Source organism: Marinobacter sp. bablab_jr008 (genome assembly GCF_016464145.1).
GTDB lineage: Bacteria > Pseudomonadota > Gammaproteobacteria > Pseudomonadales > Oleiphilaceae > Marinobacter > Marinobacter nauticus.
On sequence record NZ_JACDWW010000052.1, the window covers coordinates 37,780 to 57,777 of the forward strand.

A 19,998-nucleotide genomic window follows, 5' to 3' on the forward strand; every position below is an offset into this window, starting at 1 on the left:
CTGTCGTTTGAAGATCAGGAAAAATCAAGGAGACAGGCATGGCGGTAGGTCCCGGAACCTTACCCGATTTCTTCCCGGTGGCGGGAATCAAGCTGGGCATTGCCAGTGCGGGGATCAAGAAGCCCGGCAGAAAAGACATCGTGGTGTTTGAACTGGCGCCGGAAACCCGCGTAGCGGGTATTTTTACCCGCAACCAGTTCTGTGCGGCCCCAGTGGTGCTCAGCCGCCGTCACCTGTCCCAGGAGGTTCCGCGCTATCTGCTGATCAATACCGGCAATGCCAACGCCGGTACCGGCGAACGGGGCCTGGCGGACGCCGCGGCCTGCTGTGAGGCGCTGGCGAAAGAGGCGGGCATTTCTGCCAGCCAGGTATTGCCGTTCTCTACCGGGGTGATTGGAGAGCCATTGCCGGTTGCCAAGATCGTCAGTGCGCTGCCTGCGGCTCTGGCCGACACCCGGGAAGACCGCTGGGCAGAGGCGGCATCCGGCATCATGACCACCGATACCCGCCCTAAAGGCGCTTCGCGGCAGCTGGATCTGGATGGCCACCGGGTAACCATTTCCGGAATCAGCAAGGGCGCGGGTATGATTCGCCCCAACATGGCCACCATGCTCGGCTTTATCGCCACCGATGCCCGTCTGGCGCCGGAGGTTTTGCAAACGCTGGCTTCTGAGCTTGGCGAGAAGTCTTTTAACCGCATTACCATTGATGGCGACACCTCCACCAATGATGCCTGCATGCTGATGGCCAGCGGCCAGTATGGCGGGCCTGAAATTACCGCCGATAGCCCGCTGCTGCCGGTATTGCGGGCGGCCCTGCAGGAGGTGTACCTGGAACTGGCCCACGCCATTGTCCGGGATGGAGAGGGCGCCACCAAATTTGTGACCATCGATGTCAGTGGCGCAGCCAACCAGCAAGAAGCGCTGGATGTGGCCTACACCGTGGCGCACTCCCCGCTGGTAAAAACAGCCCTGTTCGCCTCAGACCCGAACTGGGGGCGTATCCTGGCAGCCGTTGGCCGTGCCGGCGTGGAGAATCTGGATTTGAACGCCCTGGAAATCTACCTGGGCGATGTCTGCCTAGTGCGCAATGGTGGTCGCGCCGACGATTACTCCGAGGCTCGGGGCCAGGCGGTGATGGATCAGGAAGAGATCACCATTGCCATTGACCTGAAGCGGGGCACTGTTCGGGAAACGGTCTGGACCTGTGATTTTTCCCATGATTACGTGACTATCAATGCTGAATACCGTACCTGAGACTGCCGACGGCCGCCCCGCTGCCCGCAAGACCGTTCATGTGGCGGTGGGCGTGATCGTTCGCGATGGTCGTGTCCTGATTGCACGGCGCCCGGACACCGCCCATCAGGGGGGCTTGCTGGAGTTTCCGGGCGGCAAGGTGGAGCCCGGAGAAACTGTCCAGCAGGCCCTGTGTCGGGAAATCGCCGAAGAGACCGGGCTGGTGCTGACTGAGGACAGCATGGAGCCACTGATTGGCATACGTCACGACTACGGCGACAAGTGTGTGTTTCTTGATGTCTGGTCAAGCCACTCGGCTCAGGGCGAGCCGGAGGGCAGAGAAGGTCAGCCGGTCAGCTGGCTGGCTCCGGAGGCGCTCAAGGACGAAGAGTTTCCCGCCGCCAACCGGCCTATCATCAGGGCGCTGCGATTGCCCCACCGGCTTGCGATTACCGGAACGATTGAGAATGCGCCGGCAGGCCTGGCCAGACTCGGCGCCGCTCTCGACCGGGGGCAGCCGGATTCACTGGTGGTGTTACGTGCTCCGACACTCCCCGGGGCAGCGTACCTGGAGCTGGCAGCAGCGGCTCGGGGCGTGTGCCGGGAAAGGGGCGTCGGGTTGATTCTGCATGGGGCGGCAGACCTGTGTCGGGCAGTGCCAGAAGCCCAAGGCGTTCATCTGCCCTGGCGCGAGGCGCAGCGGCATTCAGAGCGCCCTGTCAGCGACGATTGCTGGCTGGGTGTATCTTGTCATAGTGCCGAGCAATTGCGCCACGCAGAGCGCCTGGGGGCGGATTACGTGGTCCTGGGTAATGTACTGGAGACGCCCAGCCATCCGGGGCAACCCGGAATCGGGTGGGCTGCTTTTCAGGCGTTGGCCGCAACGGCAAATGTGCCGGTTTACGGTATCGGAGGTCTTGGACCTGAGCACCAGTCCCGGGCCCGCGCGCTTGGTGGCCAGGGCGTGGCTGGTATCGGTTTCTGGTGGTAGCCATCTGTGGCCCGGGGCGATTACGGATTCCAACCAGGCCCGGGCCATGCCAAAGTAACCTCTTCAACAGATCAATCGGAGTTTTCTGTGACAAAACTGACCCATCTGGATGACAAGGGCGAAGCCCGAATGGTGGATGTCACCGACAAAGCGGTGACGGAACGCGAGGCCAGAGCCGAGGCCTGTGTCCGGATGGCTCCGGAAACCCTGAGAATGATCCTGGAAGGTGAGCACCCCAAGGGGGATGTGCTGGCGACGGCCAGGATAGCAGGCATCATGGCTGCGAAACGAACCCACGACCTGATTCCCCTGTGCCATGCGCTTAACCTGACCTCCGTGAAAGTCGAACTGAGGGCTGGCGATGATGGCGCCTCCGTGGCGATCGAGACCCGGTGCAAACTGGCCGGTCAGACCGGTGTTGAAATGGAAGCGCTGACGGCCGCGAGTGTGGCCGCCCTGACCATTTACGATATGTGTAAGGCGGTCGACAAAGGTATGGTGATCGATAATCTGCGTCTGCTGGAAAAGAAAGGCGGCCGCTCCGGCCACTGGCAGGCCAAAGGCCAATGATCTGAAGCCCGGCAACGACCGTAACCTTTCGGGTACCGCATAAACCGGAGGGGAACCGTGTCGACACTACGCCAGGCAAGCAGCCGCATGATAGAATGCCCACCCAATTTGTCCGAACCACGAGGAAACACAGTGGCTGTTCGTTACATTGAAACCTGCCGTTTGCCCACCCCCTTTGGTGTGTTTGATATGCACGGCTTTGAGGAGCCGGACACCGGGAAGGAGCATGTGGCGCTGACGTTGGGGGACATTGATAGCGCAGAACCACTGCTGGCACGAACCCACTCCGAATGTTTAACTGGCGACGCCCTGTACAGCATGCGTTGTGACTGTGGTTACCAGCTGGAAGAAGCGTTGCGCAGTATCGCCCGGGAGGGTCGGGGTATTCTGATGTACCTGCGTCAGGAAGGCCGTGGTATCGGGTTGCTGAACAAGATCAGGGCTTATCGTCTGCAGGATCAGGGCGCCGACACCGTGGAAGCCAATGAGCGCCTGGGCTTTGGTGCAGATCTCCGGGATTACAGCATGTGCAAGGACATGCTTGAACACCTGGGCATCAAAAGCCTGCGCTTGATGACCAACAACCCGCGAAAGGTGAAGGCGCTGGAATCTTACGGCATCAACATTGCCGAGCGCGTGCCTTTGCATGTGGGCCGCAACCCGCACAACGAGCACTACCTGAACACCAAGCAGAGCAAGCTGGGGCACTGGCTGGAAACCCACCAGGACGACGACCCGGTCTGATGGATCTCTGGCGGATCAGTGCTGATCCGCCTTCCTTCCCGAGTTATTTAGCAGCCACCACTGTCGGGTATCCGAGCTGCTCCATTCGACGGGCAATGCTGCGACGAATACCGTCTGCATCCAGCCCACAGTCCCGCAGTAATTCCTTGTGCTGACCGTGCTCAACGAACGCATCCGGTAGCCCCAGTTGTAACACCGGCATGGAGACCTGGCGGGCATTCAGGAATTCCGTCACCGCGCTGCCGGCGCCACCGGCAACAACGTTTTCTTCCAGTGTGACCAGCAAGTCGTGGGTTTCCGCCAGTTCCAGTACCAGAGCCTCATCCAGAGGCTTGACGAAGCGCATGTCGGCGACCGTGGCGCCCAGGGCTTCCGCAGCCTCCAGCCCCGGCGCCAGCAGGGTGCCGAAGTTGAGGATGGCGATACGGCTACCGTCGCGCACGCGCCGGCCCTTGCCGATGGGCAGCGGGGTGAGTTGCTGCTGGATTTCGGCACCGGGCCCGGTACCCCGGGGGTAGCGAACGGCGGCCGGGCCGCAGTATTCAAGGCCGGTGTGAAGCAGCTGCCGGGTCTCGTTTTCGTCCGACGGAGTCATCACCAGCATGTTGGGAATGCAGCGCAGATAGCTGATGTCGAAGGCGCCGGCATGGGTGGGGCCATCTTCGCCGACCAGACCCGCACGATCAATGGCAAACAGGACATCCAGATTCTGGATGGCGACATCATGCACCAGCTGGTCATAGGCCCGCTGCAGGAAGGTTGAGTAAATGGCCACGACCGGCTTGGCGCCATCGCAGGCCAGGCCAGCCGCCAGGGTGACCGCGTGCTGCTCGGCAATGGCGACATCAAAATAGCGGTCCGGGAAGCGCTCTGAAAATGCCAGCAGATCCGAGCCTTCACACATGGCGGGGGTAATGCCGGCTACCCGGCTGTCCTGCTCGGCGGCATCGCAAAGCCACTGCCCGAAGATGTTGGCGTATTTCGGGCTGGCTGGTTTCGGCTTCACCGGTTCCGGCTTGCTGGCGGGCACCGGTTCGATCTTGTTGATGGCATGGTAGCCAATCGGGTCCGCTTCGGCAGGCGCAAAGCCTTTGCCTTTGGTGGTGACCACGTGCAGGAACTGCGGGCCTTCCAGTTCCCGGATGTTCTCCAGGGTTTCCACCAGCAGGGGCAGGTCGTGACCGTCGATGGGGCCAATATAGTTGAATCCCAGCTCCTCAAACAGTGTGCCGGGCGCAATCATGCCCTTGAAATGTTCTTCGGTTTTCTTTGCCAGGGCCATCAGGTGAGGTGTGCCTTTAAGCACCTTCTTGCTGCTGTCGCGAACCTGATTGTAGGTACGGCTGGAGAGCAGTTTGGCGAAATAGTTGGAAAGCCCGCCGACGTTGCGTGAAATCGACATGTCGTTGTCGTTCAGTACCACCAGCATGTCGGCATGAAGGTGGCCGGCATGGTTCAGGGCTTCAAAAGCCATGCCCGCGGTCATGGCGCCATCCCCGATAACGGCAATGCTCTTGCGGCCGGTGTTCTGCATCCGGGCGGCGATCGCCATACCCAATGCCGCGCTGATGGATGTGCTGGAATGGCCTACGCCAAAGGTGTCGTACTCGCTCTCTGCCCGCTTCGGGAAGCCGGCCAGGCCACCTTTGCGGCGAATGCTGCCCATTTGTTCCTTGCGACCGGTCAGGATCTTGTGGGGGTAGGCCTGGTGGCCGACGTCCCATACCAGCCGATCTTCGGGGGTATTGAACACGTAGTGCAGGGCCACCGTCAGCTCAAGCACACCAAGACCTGCGCCGAAATGACCACCGGTCTGGCCAACTGACCACAGCAAGAACGCTCGCAATTCCCTGGCCAGCCGGGGCAAGTCCTCCGCTGGCAGCTCACGCAGCTGGGATGGCACGTCTATCCGGTCGAGCAACGGCGTATTGGGCCGCTGCGACGGGATTTCCCTGAAAATGTATGTGTCCTGCATCAGCTCGGGTCTTTATCGGAATGTGAGTTCTATGGCTGGCATTATAAGGGAACAGGCGACCCGGTTTCATACATCCCGGGCCAGTTGTTACAAAATGGTGATGCTTTGGCCTTGTAAATGGTTCAGTGGCTGCGCGCCACCACGTAGTCAGCCATGGCCCTGAGGGTGTCGGCTTCCGGGCCGAAGCTCTCCAGTGCGACCAGGGCTTCATCAAGAAGCCGGGCCAGGTGCTGGCGTGCCCCGTCGATACCTAGTAATGCCGGATACGTGGGTTTCGCCTTGGCCACATCGGAGCCCTGGCGCTTGCCGATAATCTCGGTGTCGCCCTCGATGTCCAGAAGATCATCCTGCACCTGAAACGCAAGCCCCAGCGCGCTGGCGTAATCGGTCAGGTTGGTCAGCTGGCGTTCGGTCACGGTCTCGGAGGTGAGTGCGCCCAGACGAACACTGGCTTCGATCAGGGCGCCGGTTTTGTGCCGGTGCATGGCTTCCAGTTGTTCTACGCTCAGTTGCCGCCCCACCGATTCCAGATCAATGGCCTGACCACCAACCATACCCTGATGACCACTGGCCCGGGCCAGCTCTGAAATCATGGCCACGCGCTGTCGGTCTGACAACGCCGGCGCTTCTGACAGTAACGCGAACGCCAGTGTTTGCAGCGCATCCCCGGCCAGAATGGCAGAAGCTTCATCAAAGGCGATGTGGGCGGTCGGTCGGCCCCGGCGAAGATCATCATCGTCCATGGCCGGCAGGTCATCGTGGACCAGGGAATAGGCGTGAATCAGTTCCAGGGCGCAGGCTGGCGCCAGGGCCGTGCTTTCGTCGCTGCCCATGGCTCGGGCGGCAGCCATGCACAGGGCCGGGCGCACTCGTTTGCCGCCGCCCAGAACGCTGTAACGCATGGTTTCCTGGAGCCGTTCTGAGGTGGTGTTGCGGGCAAGGCAGCGGTCCAGCTCCCGATCAACCTGTTGGCGGCACTGGTCCAGATAGGCCTCCGCCTGGCGGATGCGATGGTCCATCACTGCTCGTCGTCTGCTGAGAAAGGCCGGGTTTCCAGTGTGCCGTCACTGTTCTGCACCAGCTGCTCGACCCGCTGTTCGGCGGATTTCAGGGCACTCTGGCACTCCCGTGTCAGCTTGACGCCGCGCTCGAAAGCCGCCAGTGATTGTTCCAGGGACAGTTCGCCCTGTTCCAGGTCACGAACCAGTTGTTCCAGTTCGTTCAGGGATTTCTCAAAGTCGGCTATGGAAGCGCTGCTGGTGTTCTCGCCGGCCATGGGGCGACCTCCGGTCGGGTGTTTCGGAAATTGCGCGGATTATAACAGAGTCGGTTTGCTATCGCTGCCAGCTGAACTGCCGTTTTTCCAGGGCCTGGGCATTGGGTCCCCAGGATTGTTCTGTCACCCTGACTTCGCCCTGTGCGTCCAGTGTGACGATGGTAGTGGCCCGTGTGCCGTAGTCACTGCCGACAATGAACGGTGACGATAGAAATCGTTCGGTCTCAATGCCTACGCCAGTATCGGGAAGCATGGCGTCGGGCGCCGGGCTGGTGTCCTGAAGCAAAGGCAGGAGTTGGTTGTGCAAGTCCTCGGTACGGTGGCTCGCAGCTTCAACCACGGTGGCAAAGGCCTTTCTCAGGCGCAGCAGTTTCGGCCAGGGTGTCTGTAAAAGATGATTGCTAAGACCAAAGCTGCCTCGGAAGAGTTGGCGCCCCGGGTGCGCGTCGCGGTTGCTGTAATACCAGCCGCCGCGTTCTGTCAGAGACACCAGGTTAAATCCGGCGTACCGATCGGGTTCGCTGTTCAGAGCAGCGCCCAATACGCTGGCGGGTTCAGCCAGGGCACGAACGGGCAGCTCGCCGCGGCTGGAGCGACCGGTTTCCGGGCTACCCTCCCGCACATTGGTGACAGCGGCAACCTGACCGTTCGCGCTGATGGCCAGCCAGGTGCCGCCAGAAGCCAGGTCTCTCCCGGCCAGCAGATGCTGACCGCTGTCGGCCTGCCACCAGTCCATGGCGGCCGTGGGACGGCGGAAGAATTCATCCCGGTTGGCAGCAACCACCAGGGGAAAGCGGGGGTTCTGGCCGATGGCAAAAGCAATTAGGCACATGGGTGAACGGAATTCCTTGGATGCGTGGGCTGAAGTTGCTGGCATTCCTGCGTATCATACCAGCCTGATCTGAGCCGGGGTGGTCTGTAACCATGAGCATGATAGGCATCATCGTACTGTATCTTTTATTGGGCGCACTGGCGGGCACCATGGCCGGTCTGTTTGGCATTGGTGGCGGGCTGGTGATTGTGCCGGTGCTGATCTTCAGTTTCGGGCTACAGGGCATCAGCCCGGAGATTGCTGCCCACCTTGCCGTCGGTACGTCGTTGGCCACCATTGTGTTCACCTCCATCAGTTCCATCCGCACACACCACCAGCATGGCGCGGTGCGCTGGGATCTGTTTCGCCCCATGACCGTTGGTATTGTGGTCGGTGCCGTGCTTGGTGCCTGGACCGCGGCGATGCTGAGCGGCCCGGTGCTGGAAACCATTATCGGGGTGTTTGTCATTCTGGTGGCACTGAAGATGATCCTCGAGGTCAATCCGAAGCCGGGGCGGGACGTTCCGGGCACCACCGGGCTGGGTGCTGCCGGCGGCATCATTGGCTGGGCGTCGGCTATCTTCGGTATTGGTGGCGGCACCCTGACCGTGCCCTATTTAAGCTGGTGCAACGTCAAAATGCAGCAGGCGGTGGCGACTTCGGCGGCCTGCGGCTTCCCGATTGCAATTGCGGGCGCCCTGGCCAATATCTGGACCGGCTGGCAGGATCCCCATCTGCCCGAGCTGAGTCTTGGTTTTATCTACCTGCCGGCGTTGGTGGGTGTGGTCGCCACCAGTGTGTTCTTTGCACGCATCGGCGCCGGGCTGGCCCATCGTCTGGATGGGCGCCTGCTCAAACGCATCTTTGCCATTATGCTGGTTCTGGTTGGTTTACGGTTTCTTCTGAGCTGAGAGAGCATTCATGCTGCAACATCCACAGTTTGACCCGGTGGCGATCGCCCTTGGGCCGTTGAAAATTCACTGGTATGGCCTGACCTATCTGGTCGGGTTTGCCGCCGGCTGGTGGCTGGGCCGTCTTCGGTCCCGCAAGCCCTGGTCGCCACTGCAGGAAGAGCAGGTGGGTGATCTGCTGTTCTATATGGCCCTGGGTGTGATCCTCGGTGGCCGCTTTGGCTATGTAGTGTTTTACAACTTCGATGCCTTTATAGCGGACCCGCTCTGGTTGCTCCGGGTCTGGGAAGGCGGTATGTCTTTCCATGGCGGGTTGCTGGGGGTAATGCTGGCCATGTGGTGGTATGGCCGAAAAACCGGAGCCGGGTTCTGGAAAATTGCCGATTTTGTCGCGCCCTTGGTCCCGGTTGGGCTGGGTGCCGGGCGAATCGGAAATTTCATAAACGGCGAACTCTGGGGCAAACCGACAGACGTAGCCTGGGGCATGGTCTTTCCGCAGGCGCCAGACAGCCTTGCCAGGCACCCGTCGCAGTTATATCAGTTTGCGCTGGAAGGGGTGGCCCTGTTCGTGATTCTCTGGTGGTTCTCCTCGAGGCCCCGTCCGAAAATGGCGGTGTCCGGCCTGTTTCTGGTCTGCTACGGCATCTTCCGGTTCCTGGTGGAGTTCGTTCGTCAGCCAGATCCCCAGTTGGGTTACCTGGCCTTTGACTGGCTTACGATGGGGCAGGTGCTCTCTACACCCATGATCGCCGCCGGCGCCGCCCTGATGTTCCTTGCTTACCGGAGAAACGCCCAATGAAAGCCTACCTCGACCTGATGCAGGATGTTGTCGACAACGGATTCGACAAAGGTGATCGCACCGGCGTGGGCACCCGCTCGGTGTTCGGTCGCCAGATGCGTTTCAATCTGCAGGACGGATTCCCGCTGGTGACGACCAAGAAGGTTCACCTGCGCAGCATCATTTATGAGCTGCTGTGGTTCCTCAAGGGCTCCACCGACAACACTTGGCTGGCGGAACGCAAAGTCAGCATCTGGAATGAGTGGGCGCTGGAAAACGGCGATCTGGGGCCGATCTACGGCAAGCAGTGGCGCAGCTGGCAATGCCACGACGGCCGCGTGATTGACCAGATCAGCGAGGTGATCGAGCAGATTCGCACCAAGCCCAACTCCCGACGCCTGATTGTCTCCGCCTGGAATCCGGCTGAGCTGCCGGACGAGTCCATCAGCCCGCAGGATAACGTGCGGGAGGGGCGCATGGCCCTGGCGCCTTGCCACTGTCTGTTTCAGTTCTATGTCGCCGACGGCAAGTTGTCTTGCCAGCTCTATCAGCGCAGCGCCGATCTTTTCCTGGGTGTGCCCTTCAATATTGCGTCCTATGCCTTGTTGACCCATATGATTGCGCAGCAGTGTGATCTGGGGGTGGGCGAGTTCGTGCACACGTTTGGTGATTGCCACTTGTACCGGAATCACCTGACGGACGACATCGTATTCGAACAGCTCAGGCGTGAGCCCCGCGCGTTGCCGAAGCTGGTCATCAAGCGTAAACCGGAATCCATCTTCGACTACGAGCTGGAAGATTTCGAGTTCGAAGGTTACGACCCGTACCCCGTGATCAAAGCCCCTATAGCGATTTGACCAAGGAACCCGTTATGCGCAAGGCCCTCATCGTAGCTATGGCCCGAAACCGGGTGATCGGCCGGAATAACAAGCTGCCCTGGTATCTGCCCGGTGATCTGCGCTACTTCAAGCAGGCCACCATGGGCAAGCCCATTATCATGGGCAGAAAGACCTGGGACTCCATCGGCCGGCCCTTACCCGGGCGGATGAACGTGGTGATTTCCAGAAATCCGGAATGGCAGGCGCCAGCCGGAACCGTTGCCGCAGCGTCGCTGAACGAAGCGTTGGTGAAAGCGGAGGCCCAGGCGGAGCTTGAAGGTGGTGATGAGGTGATGATTATTGGCGGAGGCCAGATCTATGCTGAAGCGCTGCCAATGGTTGACCGGATATACATCACTCAGGTGCACGCAGAGGTGGACGGAGATGCCTTCTTTCCGGAAGTGAACTGGGACGAGTGGGAAGAGATCGGGCGCGAAGATTTTTCTGCGTCTGACAACAATCCTTACGACTACAGCTTTGTCGTATACCAGCGTAGCCGGTCAGAATGACCGGCTAGCCAATCAGGCCTCAGCGCGGCGCGCGCTTGGGGCCTTTTCCTGCAGGTTTGCCGCCCTTGCCGGCGGGCTTGCCACCTTTCGGCCCGCTCTTGCGGAAGCCGGGTTTGCCATCCTTGCTGAACTTCTTGCCAGGGCCGCCTTTGCGGAAGCCGCCTTTGCCCGGAGGCGGGCCTTTGCGATCCCGGCGAGGCGCGGCGGAAATCTCGGGCAGTGCTTCCGGCTGTTCCAGTGGCAGAGAATCCGGCTGGGAGGCTTCCAGCAGGCAGGCCATGGCGCCAGCGATGGCGGCCATGTCCATGTCGTTACGTTCGGCGATCTCGTCCAACAGGGCGATGGCCTTGGCGGCGCGAGGATCGTCGGTGAAGCCCAGCAGCTGCGCCTCAAACTGTTCTACCCGCATTTTCTGCAGGGCGGCAGGTGACGGCAGCTGGTACGGTTCCATCGGGGAGTTGGTGGCCCGCTCCAGAGTGCGCAGCCAGCTGCGCTCACGCGGAGTCACCAGCAGGATAGCCTTGCCGGTGCGACCGGCACGGCCGGTACGGCCAACCCGGTGGATGTAGGCCTCGGTGTCGTAGGGCACATCGTAGTTGATAACGTGAGTAATCCGGGGCACGTCCAGACCACGGGCGGCGACATCGGTGGCAATGATGATATCTTTTTTGCCACGCTTGAGATCTTCAACGGTCTGTTCGCGCTGACGCTGGTTCAGGTCGCCGCTCAGGGGCGCCACAGCGTGGCCGCGTGCGGACAGCTTCTCTGCCAGCATGGTGGTTTCGGCCTTGGTGCGCACGAAAATGATCGAGGCGTCAAATGGCTCAACTTCCAGAATGCGGGTCAGCGCATCCAGCTTGCGCTCGGCGTAGACCGGCAGCACAAACTGAGCTATGCGTTCCACCGTGCGGGTTTCGCTCTCGATTCTTACTTCGGTAGCGTTTTTCAGGTAAGTCTGCGCAACCTTCTTGATCTGTGGCGGCATGGTGGCCGAGAAGAGCGCGCGCTGGCAGGTGTCCGGCGTCTTCGCCAGGATGGCTTCCACGTCATCAATGAAGCCCATGCGCAGCATTTCGTCGGCTTCGTCCAGTACCAGTGCCTTCAGGCCGTCCAGCTTCAGGGTGCCCTTGCGCAGATGGTCGAGCATGCGGCCAGGTGTGCCCACAATAACCTGGGCGCCACGCTTCAGGCCGCGAATCTGTGGTGAGAAATCCTGGCCACCGTAAATTGGCAGAACATGAAAATTGCGGAACTTGCTGGCGTAGGTGGTAAACGCTTCCGCGACCTGAATCGCCAGCTCCCGGGTAGGGGCCAGTACCAGAATCTGTGGCTCGGCCACGTTCGCATCAATCCGGCTCAGCAATGGCAGGGCAAAGGCTGCGGTCTTGCCGGTACCTGTCTGGGCAACGCCCAACAGATGGTTGCCGGCCAGCAGAGCAGGGATGGATTGCGCCTGGATGGGCGACGGGGTTTCATAGCCAACGGCGGAGACGGCTTCCAGTACTGCTGGATCCAGCCCCAGTTCGGCAAAAGACAATTCTGACATGAATGTACTCGGTATTCGGAGGGTATCGCACTGCACAGGCAATGCATGATTTTGGCGCATTATAGTCTGTTTGGGGTGGTTTTTATACGACTATTGCCAGGCAATCGATAGGTAGTTGCCGGGGCCGGCCTATTGTCAGGCTTCGGTAAGTGGTGCAGTCTTACCGGTTTGCAGGCTAATGAACAGGATCTAAAACAAATGACGTTCGATGACCTTCTCGGTGATGTCCGGAATAACGGCGAAGTGGTGATACCGTCAGACTGGGGCCAGGGACGTGCAACGTTCGGCGGCCTGGTAGCGGCCCTGGTGTTTGAGGTGATGGCATCAAAGGTGGCGGATGATCGCGCCATGCGGGCCCTTCAGGTGTCTTTTGTCGGCCCCGTAGAGGCGGATGTGCCGGCCCGTGTTGAGGCCGAAGTTCTGCGTGAAGGAAAGGCAGTATCCCAGGTCCAGGGACGGATCGTTCAGAATGGCGAGCCACGCCTTGTCTGTCTTGCCAGTTTCGGGGGCGACCGTGAGTCTGCTGTCCGGGTGGCACCGACGTCGGCACCGGAAGCGGTTGCGGCAGAGCAATGTCAGTCACTTCCGTATATCCCGAAAGTGACGCCGGAGTTTACCCGGCATATCGAAATGCGCTGGGCGTTTGGCCATATGCCATTCTCCGGTAAGGGCGGGCGCGAAATGGGGGGCTGGATGAAGTTCCGGGAAGCCCCAGAGACTATGACCGACGCCCACATTGTTGCTCTGGTTGATGCCTGGCCACCGGCGCTGTTGCCGCATCTCAAGGGGCCGGCCCCAGCCAGTTCCCTGAGCTGGGCACTGGAGATTGCCCATCCCCGGCCTGCCATGAAGCCGGATGACTGGCTGTTGTACCGGGCAACCATCGACCAGGCTGGCGCCGGATATGGTCACACTCACGCTGGTATCTGGACTCCGGCCGGTGAACTGGTAGCCCTGAGCCGGCAGACGGTTACAGTCTTCGGTTGAGTCGGGCGGGTCTGGTTATCAGGCCGCTATCTCGGCTTTGAGCGCGTCCAGAATGACCCGGGCAAACTGTTGGGGAGAATCTTCCTGCAGGAAGTGTCCGCCGTTGAGGGTGATATGGGGCTGGCCGAAGGCTCCGGGGATTCGCCGCTGCATGTAACGGTCGCCACCCCGGGTAATCGGGTCGCCGTTGCTGAAGCAGGTGATAAAGGGTTTGCGCCATTTTTCCAGCACGCGCCAGGCTTCCCGGTTGGCGGCACTGGCCGGGTCGCTGGGCGACGTTGGCACCAGTGCCGGGAAAGCCCGGGCTCCGGCTTTGTAACCCGGTGTCGGAAAGGGCGCCTCGTAGGCGGCTATTTCGGCCGGGCTGAGTGATCGCTCGGTACCAAGCTGGACGATCCGCCCTATTGGAAACCATGGGCTATGGCTGGCAAACGCCTTCCAGAGTCTGAAGACGGCCGGCACCCGGGTGTCCCCCGTTGGCAGCATGCCGTTGCCGACAATGATCCGGCTGAACCGGCGGTGATGCTCTGCCGCCAGCCTTAATCCCAGCAGTGAGCCCCAGTTCTGACACACCAGCGTGACGTTGGTCAGGTCCAGTGTTTCAAGCCAGTGGGTCAGCCAGCGCATGTGGCTGTCATAACTGTAGTCGCTGACATCGGCGGGTTTGTCGGACTTGCCAAAACCAATCAGATCGGGCGCCAGAACCCGGTGGCCCGCTTCGGCGACAAGCGGAATCATGTGCCGGTAGAGATAGGACCAGGATGGCTCCCCGTGAAGCATCACCACTGGGTCTGCGTGGGCTGGCCCTTCGTCCACATAGTGCATCCGAAGACCTGGCTCAACATCCAGATAGTGTGCTGAAAAGGGGTAATCCGGGAGGCCTGCGAAGCGGGCTTCGTCGGTTCTCAGAATACGCATGCCATCGACTGTCCTGACTGAGTGGTTGCGTGATTATCGGTACGACAATCGTCGAAGGTCAGGATAAATCAGATGGGAATTTTGTGTGTTTGAGTTGCGTAACAGAGCGTTGCCAGTTTGAATCAGGATGCGATGTCAAACAGGCGTTCGGGGTTTTCCACCTGGGCCAGAGCCTCGTCGCAGCAGTTCACCGCGCCGCAATCGTCCGCGGAGCACAGGCCGATGGTGTTGCACTCTATGGCTTGGTGGGCGTCGCCCTGGTTACGGAAAATTCTGGCGCGGGAGAGAATGGAATGGCAATGCCCGCATAACAGGGTGGGCACGGCGCTCCCCTGGGCCAGGATGGCAGTGTAATGGTTATTGTCTGTCATAGTTATCCTCCTGATCAGATCACAGTAAGGGCGAAGTGTGACATTTCAAAGTCAGTCCGGGCCTGGGCCCCGCACTTCGACTTCCGCAGTTATACGTATCAGGCGTCAGGATCGACCAACGGCCGGCGGTTGGAGCGCTTGTCCTCCCAGTCGAGTTGCTTGGGGTCGTACCAGCCAAGTCCGTCCAGAACCCGTTGGCGAGTGTATTCAGACAGCGTGGGCCAGAGCTCCTGGAAATCCTCCAGGCCACGATCTCGCAACCGTTGCTGCTTGCCACGCAGGCGGCTGATGGTTCTGGGCAGGTGCAGGGCCTCGCCCAACTGGCCGGGCACGAGTACCTCCTGGCCCATCACCTTGCGACGATGGGTTCGGGCTGCCAGCACTTTCTGCAGTTCCAGTGCCGCCTCCAGCGCGCTCTCCACGGTAAAGTTGTCTGCTTCCAACCACATAACCTGTATTGTTGGCTGATCGATAACCGACCACTATAACGCGAACCCCGCTACACTGGCCACGCTATCGTGGTAGTCTGCTTTCCCTATCGGCCCGGTGGGCATGTTCTGGACAGGAATTGTTTAACTATGTACGCAAAACTTGAAACACGGACTTTTCTGGCGATGCTGCTCGGTGTGTCGCTTGCGTTCATTCTGTTGATGAAGCCGTTCTTTGGCCCGATCTTCTGGGCGGTGGCCATTGCTCTTATTTTCCATCCGGTGCAGCAGTTGCTGGTACGGAGACTGGGCGACCGGCCGACACTAAACGCCCTGATTACACTGTTCGTGTGTATGGTGATCGTGGTGATTCCGGTGCTGGTACTGGGCGCGGCGCTGATCGCGGAAGGTATGGGGATCTACCAGAAGATCCAGGCCGGAGAGATACGGCCGGGGGAATACATTGATCAGGTTAACCAGTCGTTTCCTGCCATCCAGGCCTTTCTGGCCCAGTTTGACATCAACTTTGCGGATCTGAGGGACCGCGCCGTTAATGCCTTTCTGGGGGGGAGTCAGTTTCTGGCCAAGCAGGCCCTGGGCATAGGGCAGAACACCTTTCAGTTCTTTCTGGGGCTGGCTCTGATGGTTTACCTGGCCTTTTTCCTGATCCGTGATGGCCAGAAACTGATAGAGCTGATGATTCGCGCCTTGCCGTTGGGTGATGAGCGTGAGCGCCTGTTGTTTGCCAAATTCGCGGAAGTCACCCGTGCCACGGTCAAGGGTAACCTGCTGATCGCCATCATTCAGGGTGCGCTTGGTGGCATAATCTTCTGGATACTTGGCATTACCGGAGCCTTGCTGTGGGGGGTGGTCATGGCCATCGTCTCATTGCTGCCAGCCGTCGGGGCTGCGATTGTCTGGGTGCCGGCGGCCATCTATCTGGCTGCCGTGGGGGACATTGTGCCGGCCATCATTCTGACCGCCTATGGGGTGGTGGTGATTGGTCTGGCGGATAACCTGCTCCGGCCTGTGCTGGTAGGGCGGGACACCAAAATGCCGGACTATCTCGTGCTTTTGTCCACCCTGGGCGGCATTGTTATGTTCGGCATCAATGGTTTTGTCATGGGTCCGCTGGTGGCGGCGCTTTTCATGGCGTTCTGGGGCATTTTTATCCGTGAATTTGGCCAGTATCACTATGCCGATCCTGCAAATCCCGAGAATGGTCCGGCCCGCGAAGATTAAATTATGTTATGGTCTAGGAAGCGCTGATACGTAGAGGAAGGCGCCACACTATAAAAACAGAACAGCAGATGTCACAGAGATATCCAGGAGTAGATCAGGTGAGAACCATGAAAACAGTCACCCGTCACATCGGCAGGACGGCGCTGGCGGTCGGAACGGTCGCCCTGCTGGGTCTGGCACCCGTTGCCCAGGCCAATGAAGTGGTCGCGCTCAAGCACGCGCTTTATGGCGCCGGTTACGACATCACCAATGTCAGCCCGAGCATGGATGACAAGACCAGGGCGGAACTGACCCGCTTCCAGAAAGACAACGGCCTTGAGGCAACCGGTATTCTGAACGAGGAAACCGAGCGTGCTCTGGGGCTGATCACCGTGCAGCAGGCGGCCGCTGATGCGGGCCAGTCTGCGCCGGCGGCAACTGCGCAGGCGGCACCGGCAGAACCGGCTCCAGCTGAGACCGAGTCTTCTGCCGAAGACACCATCGAAGAAGACGAAGATGGTGGCTGGTCGCTCTGGTAAACGCCAGTCCCCGGATAAAAAAAAGCCCGCAAGGCAAACACTTTGCGGGCTTTTTTGTGGTCCAGATTCAGTCCAGCTTGCTCAAATCCCGAACCGCACCTTTATCGGCACTGGTGGCCAGCAGTGCGTAGGCTTTGAGGGCGGCGGATACCTTCCGGTCCCTCGGTAACTCCGGTTTCCAGCCCCTGGCGTCGCGTGCTTCCCGTCGCTGTGCCAGTTCTTCCTTACTGACCTGAACATTGATAGATCTGTTGGGGATGTCGATCAGAATGGTATCGCCATCCTCAATCAGACCAATCGCGCCACCGGCAGCAGCTTCCGGCGAAGCATGGCCGATGGAGAGTCCTGAAGTGCCGCCGGAGAACCGGCCATCGGTCAGCAGTGCACAGTCCTTGCCCAGCCCCTTGGATTTCAGGTAGCTGGTCGGGTAGAGCATTTCCTGCATTCCTGGACCGCCTTTGGGCCCTTCGTACCGAATGATCACCACATCACCGGCCTTGACCTCGTCACCCAGAATGCCGGCCACGGCGGAATCCTGGCTTTCGAAGACCCGGGCCTTGCCCTCGAAGACGTAGATGCTTTCATCAACGCCCGCGGTTTTCACCACGCAGCCATCCTGGGCGATATTGCCATACAGTACCGCCAGACCGCCTTCTGAAGAATAAGCGTGTTCCACGGAGCGGATGCAGCCGTCTTCACGGTCGCCATCGAGGCTTGGCCAGCGGGTGCTCTGGCTGAAGGCTGTCTGAGTCGGAATACCGGCGGGGCCGGCTTTGTAGAATTCGATCACTTCGGGTGTTGGCGAGCGCATGATGTCCCAGGTTTCCAGGGCTTCACGCATGGTTTTGCTGTGAGCCGTGGGCAGGTCGACGTTGATCAGACCGCCGCGCTCCAGTTCACCCAGAATGCCCATGATGCCGCCGGCGCGGTGCACGTCTTCCATGTGGTACTTGGGGGAGTTGGGAGCAACCTTACACAGCTGCGGAACCTTGCGGGACAAGCGATCGATATCGGCCATGGAGAATTCAATACCGCCCTCCTGGGCCGCAGCCAACAGGTGCAGGATGGTGTTGGTGGAGCCGCCCATGGCAATGTCCATGGTCATGGCGTTCTCGAATGCTTCCACGGAGGCGATGCTGCGCGGCAGAACGCTGGCATCGTTCTGCTCGTAATAGCGTTTGGCATTCTCCACAATCTGGCGACCGGCTTTCAGGAACAGCTGTTCCCGGTCGGCATGGGTGGCCAGCATGGAGCCATTACCGGGCAGGGCCAGGCCGATGGCTTCGGTCAGACAGTTCATGGAATTGGCGGTGAACATGCCGGAGCAGGAACCGCACGTAGGGCAGGCGCTGCGTTCGTATTCCTCGACCATCTCATCGGTCGCCGTTGGATCGGCGGCGATGACCATGGCATCCACCAGGTCGAGCTTGTGTTCAGAAAGCTTGGTTTTTCCGGCTTCCATCGGGCCGCCGGAAACAAAAATGGTGGGAACGTTCAGGCGCATGGCGGCCATTAGCATGCCCGGGGTAATCTTGTCGCAATTGGAGATGCACACCAGCGCATCGGCGCAGTGGGCGTTGGCCATGTATTCCACCGAGTCGGCGATGATTTCCCGCGACGGCAGGGAGTAAAGCATGCCATCGTGTCCCATGGCGATACCATCATCCACAGCAATGGTGTTGAACTCTTTGGCAACACCGCCGGCCGCTTCGATCTCGCGGCAAACCAGCTGGCCCAGGTCTTTCAGGTGAACGTGCCCGGGCACAAACTGGGTGAAGGAGTTGGCAACGGCGATGATGGGTTTGCCGAAGTCCTCGTTCTTCATGCCGGTGGCACGCCAGAGGGCGCGGGCACCGGCCATATTGCGGCCGGCAGTAGAGGTGTGGGAACGATACTGGGGCATGGTAGGCGGTTCTCTCCCTAGGTTATCGGATAAAGTTAAAGACCAGAGGATAACAGATTCGACGCCGCTCGCATGGCTGTTTTCCCGAGTGGTGATTACAATACGTAACATGTAATGCCCGTTTTTTATCCAGCAGTTCAGGGGAGTCTGCCTATGGGCGGCCAGGAAAGCCTGCCGTTACGTCGTCTTAAAAGTTTTCAGCCTTTGGGCCGTCTGACTGACGATCAGCTTGTGCTGTTGGCCAGCCGGGCTGAGCGCAGAACCCATGGACCAGGGCAGAGGGTCATGGAACGGGGCGTTCGGGATGGGCTGGATTATTTTCTGATTTCCGGCGCCGTGGAGCTGCAATCGGTTGATGGTCGTAAGTCGACCATTGAGGCTGAGACCGACAAAGCCCTCAATCCAGTAGCCCGCCTGCAGCCCCGGATGTATGACGTTACTGCGGTCAAACCCTGCGAGTTTCTGGTGATCGAGCAGGAAGTGCTGAACCAGATGCTGCGGGCGGCGCCCATTTCCCAGGTGGAAATGGACTCGTCGGATCACGACGAAGACCAGAGCGAAGAGCACCATCTGTTGATGGAGTTCTACTCTGAGCTGCGGTCCAATCAAGTCCAGTTGCCGAGTGTGCCGGATGTGGCCTGGAAAGTCCGGCGGGTGGTGGACCGGGAGGACTCGTCGGCCACCGAGGTCGCTTCCGCGGTGTCGGCAGACCCGGCCATGGCGGCCAAGCTGGTACGTTCCTGCAACAGTCCGCTCTATCGCGGTTTCAGCGATGTCCGCAATGTGCGTGAGGCTGTGGTTCGGCTGGGCATGCGTACCACCCGGCAATTAGTGACGGTGTTCGCCATGCGCGAGGTGTTCAAGACCCGTCGGGCGGCATTGCAGAAAGAAATGGAGCAGCTATGGCGCCATTCCCGGGAGGTGGCAGCGCTGTGCTGGGTGCTGGCGGACCACGCCACACGCATTGATCCTGAGGAAGCCTTACTGGCGGGGTTACTGCATGATATCGGTGTGGTTCCTGTGCTGGTGCAGGCCGAGCACCACGTCAATCTGTTCGCCGATGACAGAAACCTGCACCATGCCATCGACGAACTCCGCGCCGATGTCGGGTGCGCGGTACTTGAGAACTGGGCGTTCCCGAAAGCCTTCGTGGAGGCGGTGCGCCATGCGGAAGACTGGCATCATGAGTGCCGGGAAACTGCGCCCCAACTGGTTGATGTGGTGATTGTTGCCCAACTGCATTCGATGATTGGCTCCAGCCAGAATGAGGGGCTTCCAGCCTTTGATCAGGTGCCGGCATGGCGCCGGCTGGGCGAGCTGGAACTGAATGCTTCCAGAAGTCTGCAACTGCTGAGTGAGGCCCGGGAACGGGTGGATGAAGTGCAGAAGCTTCTTTCGATTCGATAG

At 60.0% G+C, this 19,998-nt stretch carries 21 protein-coding genes; 12 read left to right on the forward strand and 9 right to left on the reverse strand.

The features are described 5' to 3' along the window. The first annotated feature begins 38 nt into the window (after positions 1-38). The 4 genes from argJ (at position 39) to ribA (ending at position 3,540) form a co-directional block, all read left to right on the forward strand. Positions 39-1,256 (forward strand): bifunctional glutamate N-acetyltransferase/amino-acid acetyltransferase ArgJ, encoded by a 1,218-nt coding sequence (gene argJ, locus JIF53_RS06505; protein WP_199452103.1) that lies wholly within the window; start codon positions 39-41, stop codon positions 1,254-1,256. Further along, positions 1,237-2,226: a Nudix family hydrolase gene (locus JIF53_RS06510; RefSeq protein ID WP_199452104.1), complete on the forward strand. Its 990-nt coding sequence runs from the start codon at positions 1,237-1,239 to the stop codon at positions 2,224-2,226. The genes argJ and JIF53_RS06510 overlap by 20 nt, the downstream gene beginning before the upstream one ends. Before the next feature lie 87 nt (positions 2,227-2,313). Beyond that, positions 2,314-2,796 (forward strand): cyclic pyranopterin monophosphate synthase MoaC, encoded by a 483-nt coding sequence (gene moaC / locus JIF53_RS06515; protein ID WP_199452105.1) that lies wholly within the window; start codon positions 2,314-2,316, stop codon positions 2,794-2,796. Positions 2,797-2,928: 132 nt separating this feature from the next. Next, positions 2,929-3,540 (forward strand): GTP cyclohydrolase II, encoded by a 612-nt coding sequence (gene ribA, locus JIF53_RS06520; protein ID WP_014420644.1) that lies wholly within the window; start codon positions 2,929-2,931, stop codon positions 3,538-3,540. A gap of 43 nt (positions 3,541-3,583) precedes the next feature. Here the strand turns inward: ribA and dxs are convergent, their stop codons facing one another. The 4 genes from dxs to JIF53_RS06540 all read right to left on the reverse strand — a co-directional run bounded on the left by dxs (position 3,584) and on the right by JIF53_RS06540 (position 7,623). Further along, a complete protein-coding gene (gene dxs / locus JIF53_RS06525; protein ID WP_199452106.1) occupies positions 3,584-5,515 on the reverse strand; it encodes a 1-deoxy-D-xylulose-5-phosphate synthase in 1,932 nt (643 codons plus the stop codon). 122 nt (positions 5,516-5,637) lie between these two features. Beyond that, complete coding sequence (gene ispA, locus JIF53_RS06530; RefSeq protein ID WP_199452107.1) at positions 5,638-6,534, reverse strand: (2E,6E)-farnesyl diphosphate synthase; 897 nt, start codon at positions 6,532-6,534, stop codon at positions 5,638-5,640. Next, on the reverse strand, positions 6,534-6,791 hold the full coding sequence (locus JIF53_RS06535; RefSeq protein WP_011785895.1) for an exodeoxyribonuclease VII small subunit: 258 nt from the start codon (positions 6,789-6,791) through the stop codon (positions 6,534-6,536). The genes ispA and JIF53_RS06535 overlap by 1 nt, the downstream gene beginning before the upstream one ends. A 58-nt stretch (positions 6,792-6,849) precedes the next feature. Further along, entirely contained in the window at positions 6,850-7,623 is a 774-nt protein-coding gene (locus JIF53_RS06540) for an NRDE family protein (protein ID WP_014420647.1), read from the reverse strand. A gap of 92 nt (positions 7,624-7,715) precedes the next feature. On the opposite strand from JIF53_RS06540, the gene JIF53_RS06545 reads away from it, so the two are divergent. From JIF53_RS06545 to JIF53_RS06560, 4 genes are read left to right on the forward strand one after another with little or no spacing between them, the layout of a single operon-like run. Beyond that, positions 7,716-8,513, forward strand: a complete 798-nt coding sequence (locus JIF53_RS06545) for a sulfite exporter TauE/SafE family protein (RefSeq protein WP_199452108.1) — start codon at positions 7,716-7,718, stop codon at positions 8,511-8,513. Between the two features lie 10 nt (positions 8,514-8,523). Next, the gene (gene lgt, locus JIF53_RS06550) at positions 8,524-9,312 is read left to right on the forward strand and encodes a prolipoprotein diacylglyceryl transferase (RefSeq protein WP_023011442.1); all 789 of its coding nucleotides are present in this window, start codon (positions 8,524-8,526) and stop codon (positions 9,310-9,312) included. After that, the gene (locus JIF53_RS06555; RefSeq protein ID WP_199452109.1) at positions 9,309-10,148 is read left to right on the forward strand and encodes a thymidylate synthase; all 840 of its coding nucleotides are present in this window, start codon (positions 9,309-9,311) and stop codon (positions 10,146-10,148) included. The genes lgt and JIF53_RS06555 overlap by 4 nt, the downstream gene beginning before the upstream one ends. Before the next feature lie 14 nt (positions 10,149-10,162). Further along, positions 10,163-10,678, forward strand: coding sequence for a dihydrofolate reductase (locus tag JIF53_RS06560; protein ID WP_014420650.1), 516 nt, complete (start codon positions 10,163-10,165; stop codon positions 10,676-10,678). A 19-nt stretch (positions 10,679-10,697) separates the two neighbouring features. On the opposite strand, the gene JIF53_RS06565 is transcribed toward JIF53_RS06560, so the two are convergent. Then, the gene (locus JIF53_RS06565; protein WP_022991977.1) at positions 10,698-12,224 is read right to left on the reverse strand and encodes a DEAD/DEAH box helicase; all 1,527 of its coding nucleotides are present in this window, start codon (positions 12,222-12,224) and stop codon (positions 10,698-10,700) included. A 198-nt stretch (positions 12,225-12,422) separates the two neighbouring features. On the opposite strand from JIF53_RS06565, the gene JIF53_RS06570 reads away from it, so the two are divergent. Beyond that, positions 12,423-13,211, forward strand: a complete 789-nt coding sequence (locus JIF53_RS06570) for an acyl-CoA thioesterase (protein ID WP_199452110.1) — start codon at positions 12,423-12,425, stop codon at positions 13,209-13,211. A gap of 18 nt (positions 13,212-13,229) precedes the next feature. On the opposite strand, the gene JIF53_RS06575 is transcribed toward JIF53_RS06570, so the two are convergent. The 3 genes from JIF53_RS06575 to JIF53_RS06585 form a co-directional block, all read right to left on the reverse strand. Next, positions 13,230-14,129 carry a haloalkane dehalogenase gene (locus JIF53_RS06575; protein WP_199452111.1) on the reverse strand — a complete coding sequence of 300 codons (900 nt, stop codon included), beginning with the start codon at positions 14,127-14,129 and terminating at the stop codon, positions 13,230-13,232. Between the two features lie 122 nt (positions 14,130-14,251). Continuing rightward, on the reverse strand, positions 14,252-14,500 hold the full coding sequence (locus JIF53_RS06580; RefSeq protein WP_011785886.1) for a hypothetical protein: 249 nt from the start codon (positions 14,498-14,500) through the stop codon (positions 14,252-14,254). Positions 14,501-14,598: 98 nt separating this feature from the next. Beyond that, positions 14,599-14,949, reverse strand: coding sequence for a hypothetical protein (locus tag JIF53_RS06585; RefSeq protein WP_199452112.1), 351 nt, complete (start codon positions 14,947-14,949; stop codon positions 14,599-14,601). A 129-nt stretch (positions 14,950-15,078) separates the two neighbouring features. On the opposite strand from JIF53_RS06585, the gene JIF53_RS06590 reads away from it, so the two are divergent. Beyond that, complete coding sequence (locus tag JIF53_RS06590; RefSeq protein WP_022991975.1) at positions 15,079-16,170, forward strand: AI-2E family transporter; 1,092 nt, start codon at positions 15,079-15,081, stop codon at positions 16,168-16,170. Between the two features lie 107 nt (positions 16,171-16,277). Further along, positions 16,278-16,688 carry a peptidoglycan-binding domain-containing protein gene (locus JIF53_RS06595; RefSeq protein ID WP_022991974.1) on the forward strand — a complete coding sequence of 137 codons (411 nt, stop codon included), beginning with the start codon at positions 16,278-16,280 and terminating at the stop codon, positions 16,686-16,688. Positions 16,689-16,755: 67 nt separating this feature from the next. Here the strand turns inward: JIF53_RS06595 and ilvD are convergent, their stop codons facing one another. Beyond that, a complete protein-coding gene (ilvD, locus tag JIF53_RS06600) occupies positions 16,756-18,591 on the reverse strand; it encodes a dihydroxy-acid dehydratase (RefSeq protein ID WP_199452113.1) in 1,836 nt (611 codons plus the stop codon). Between the two features lie 153 nt (positions 18,592-18,744). Between ilvD and JIF53_RS06605 the strand changes: the two genes are divergently transcribed. Further along, a complete protein-coding gene (locus JIF53_RS06605) occupies positions 18,745-19,998 on the forward strand; it encodes an HDOD domain-containing protein (protein WP_022991973.1) in 1,254 nt (417 codons plus the stop codon).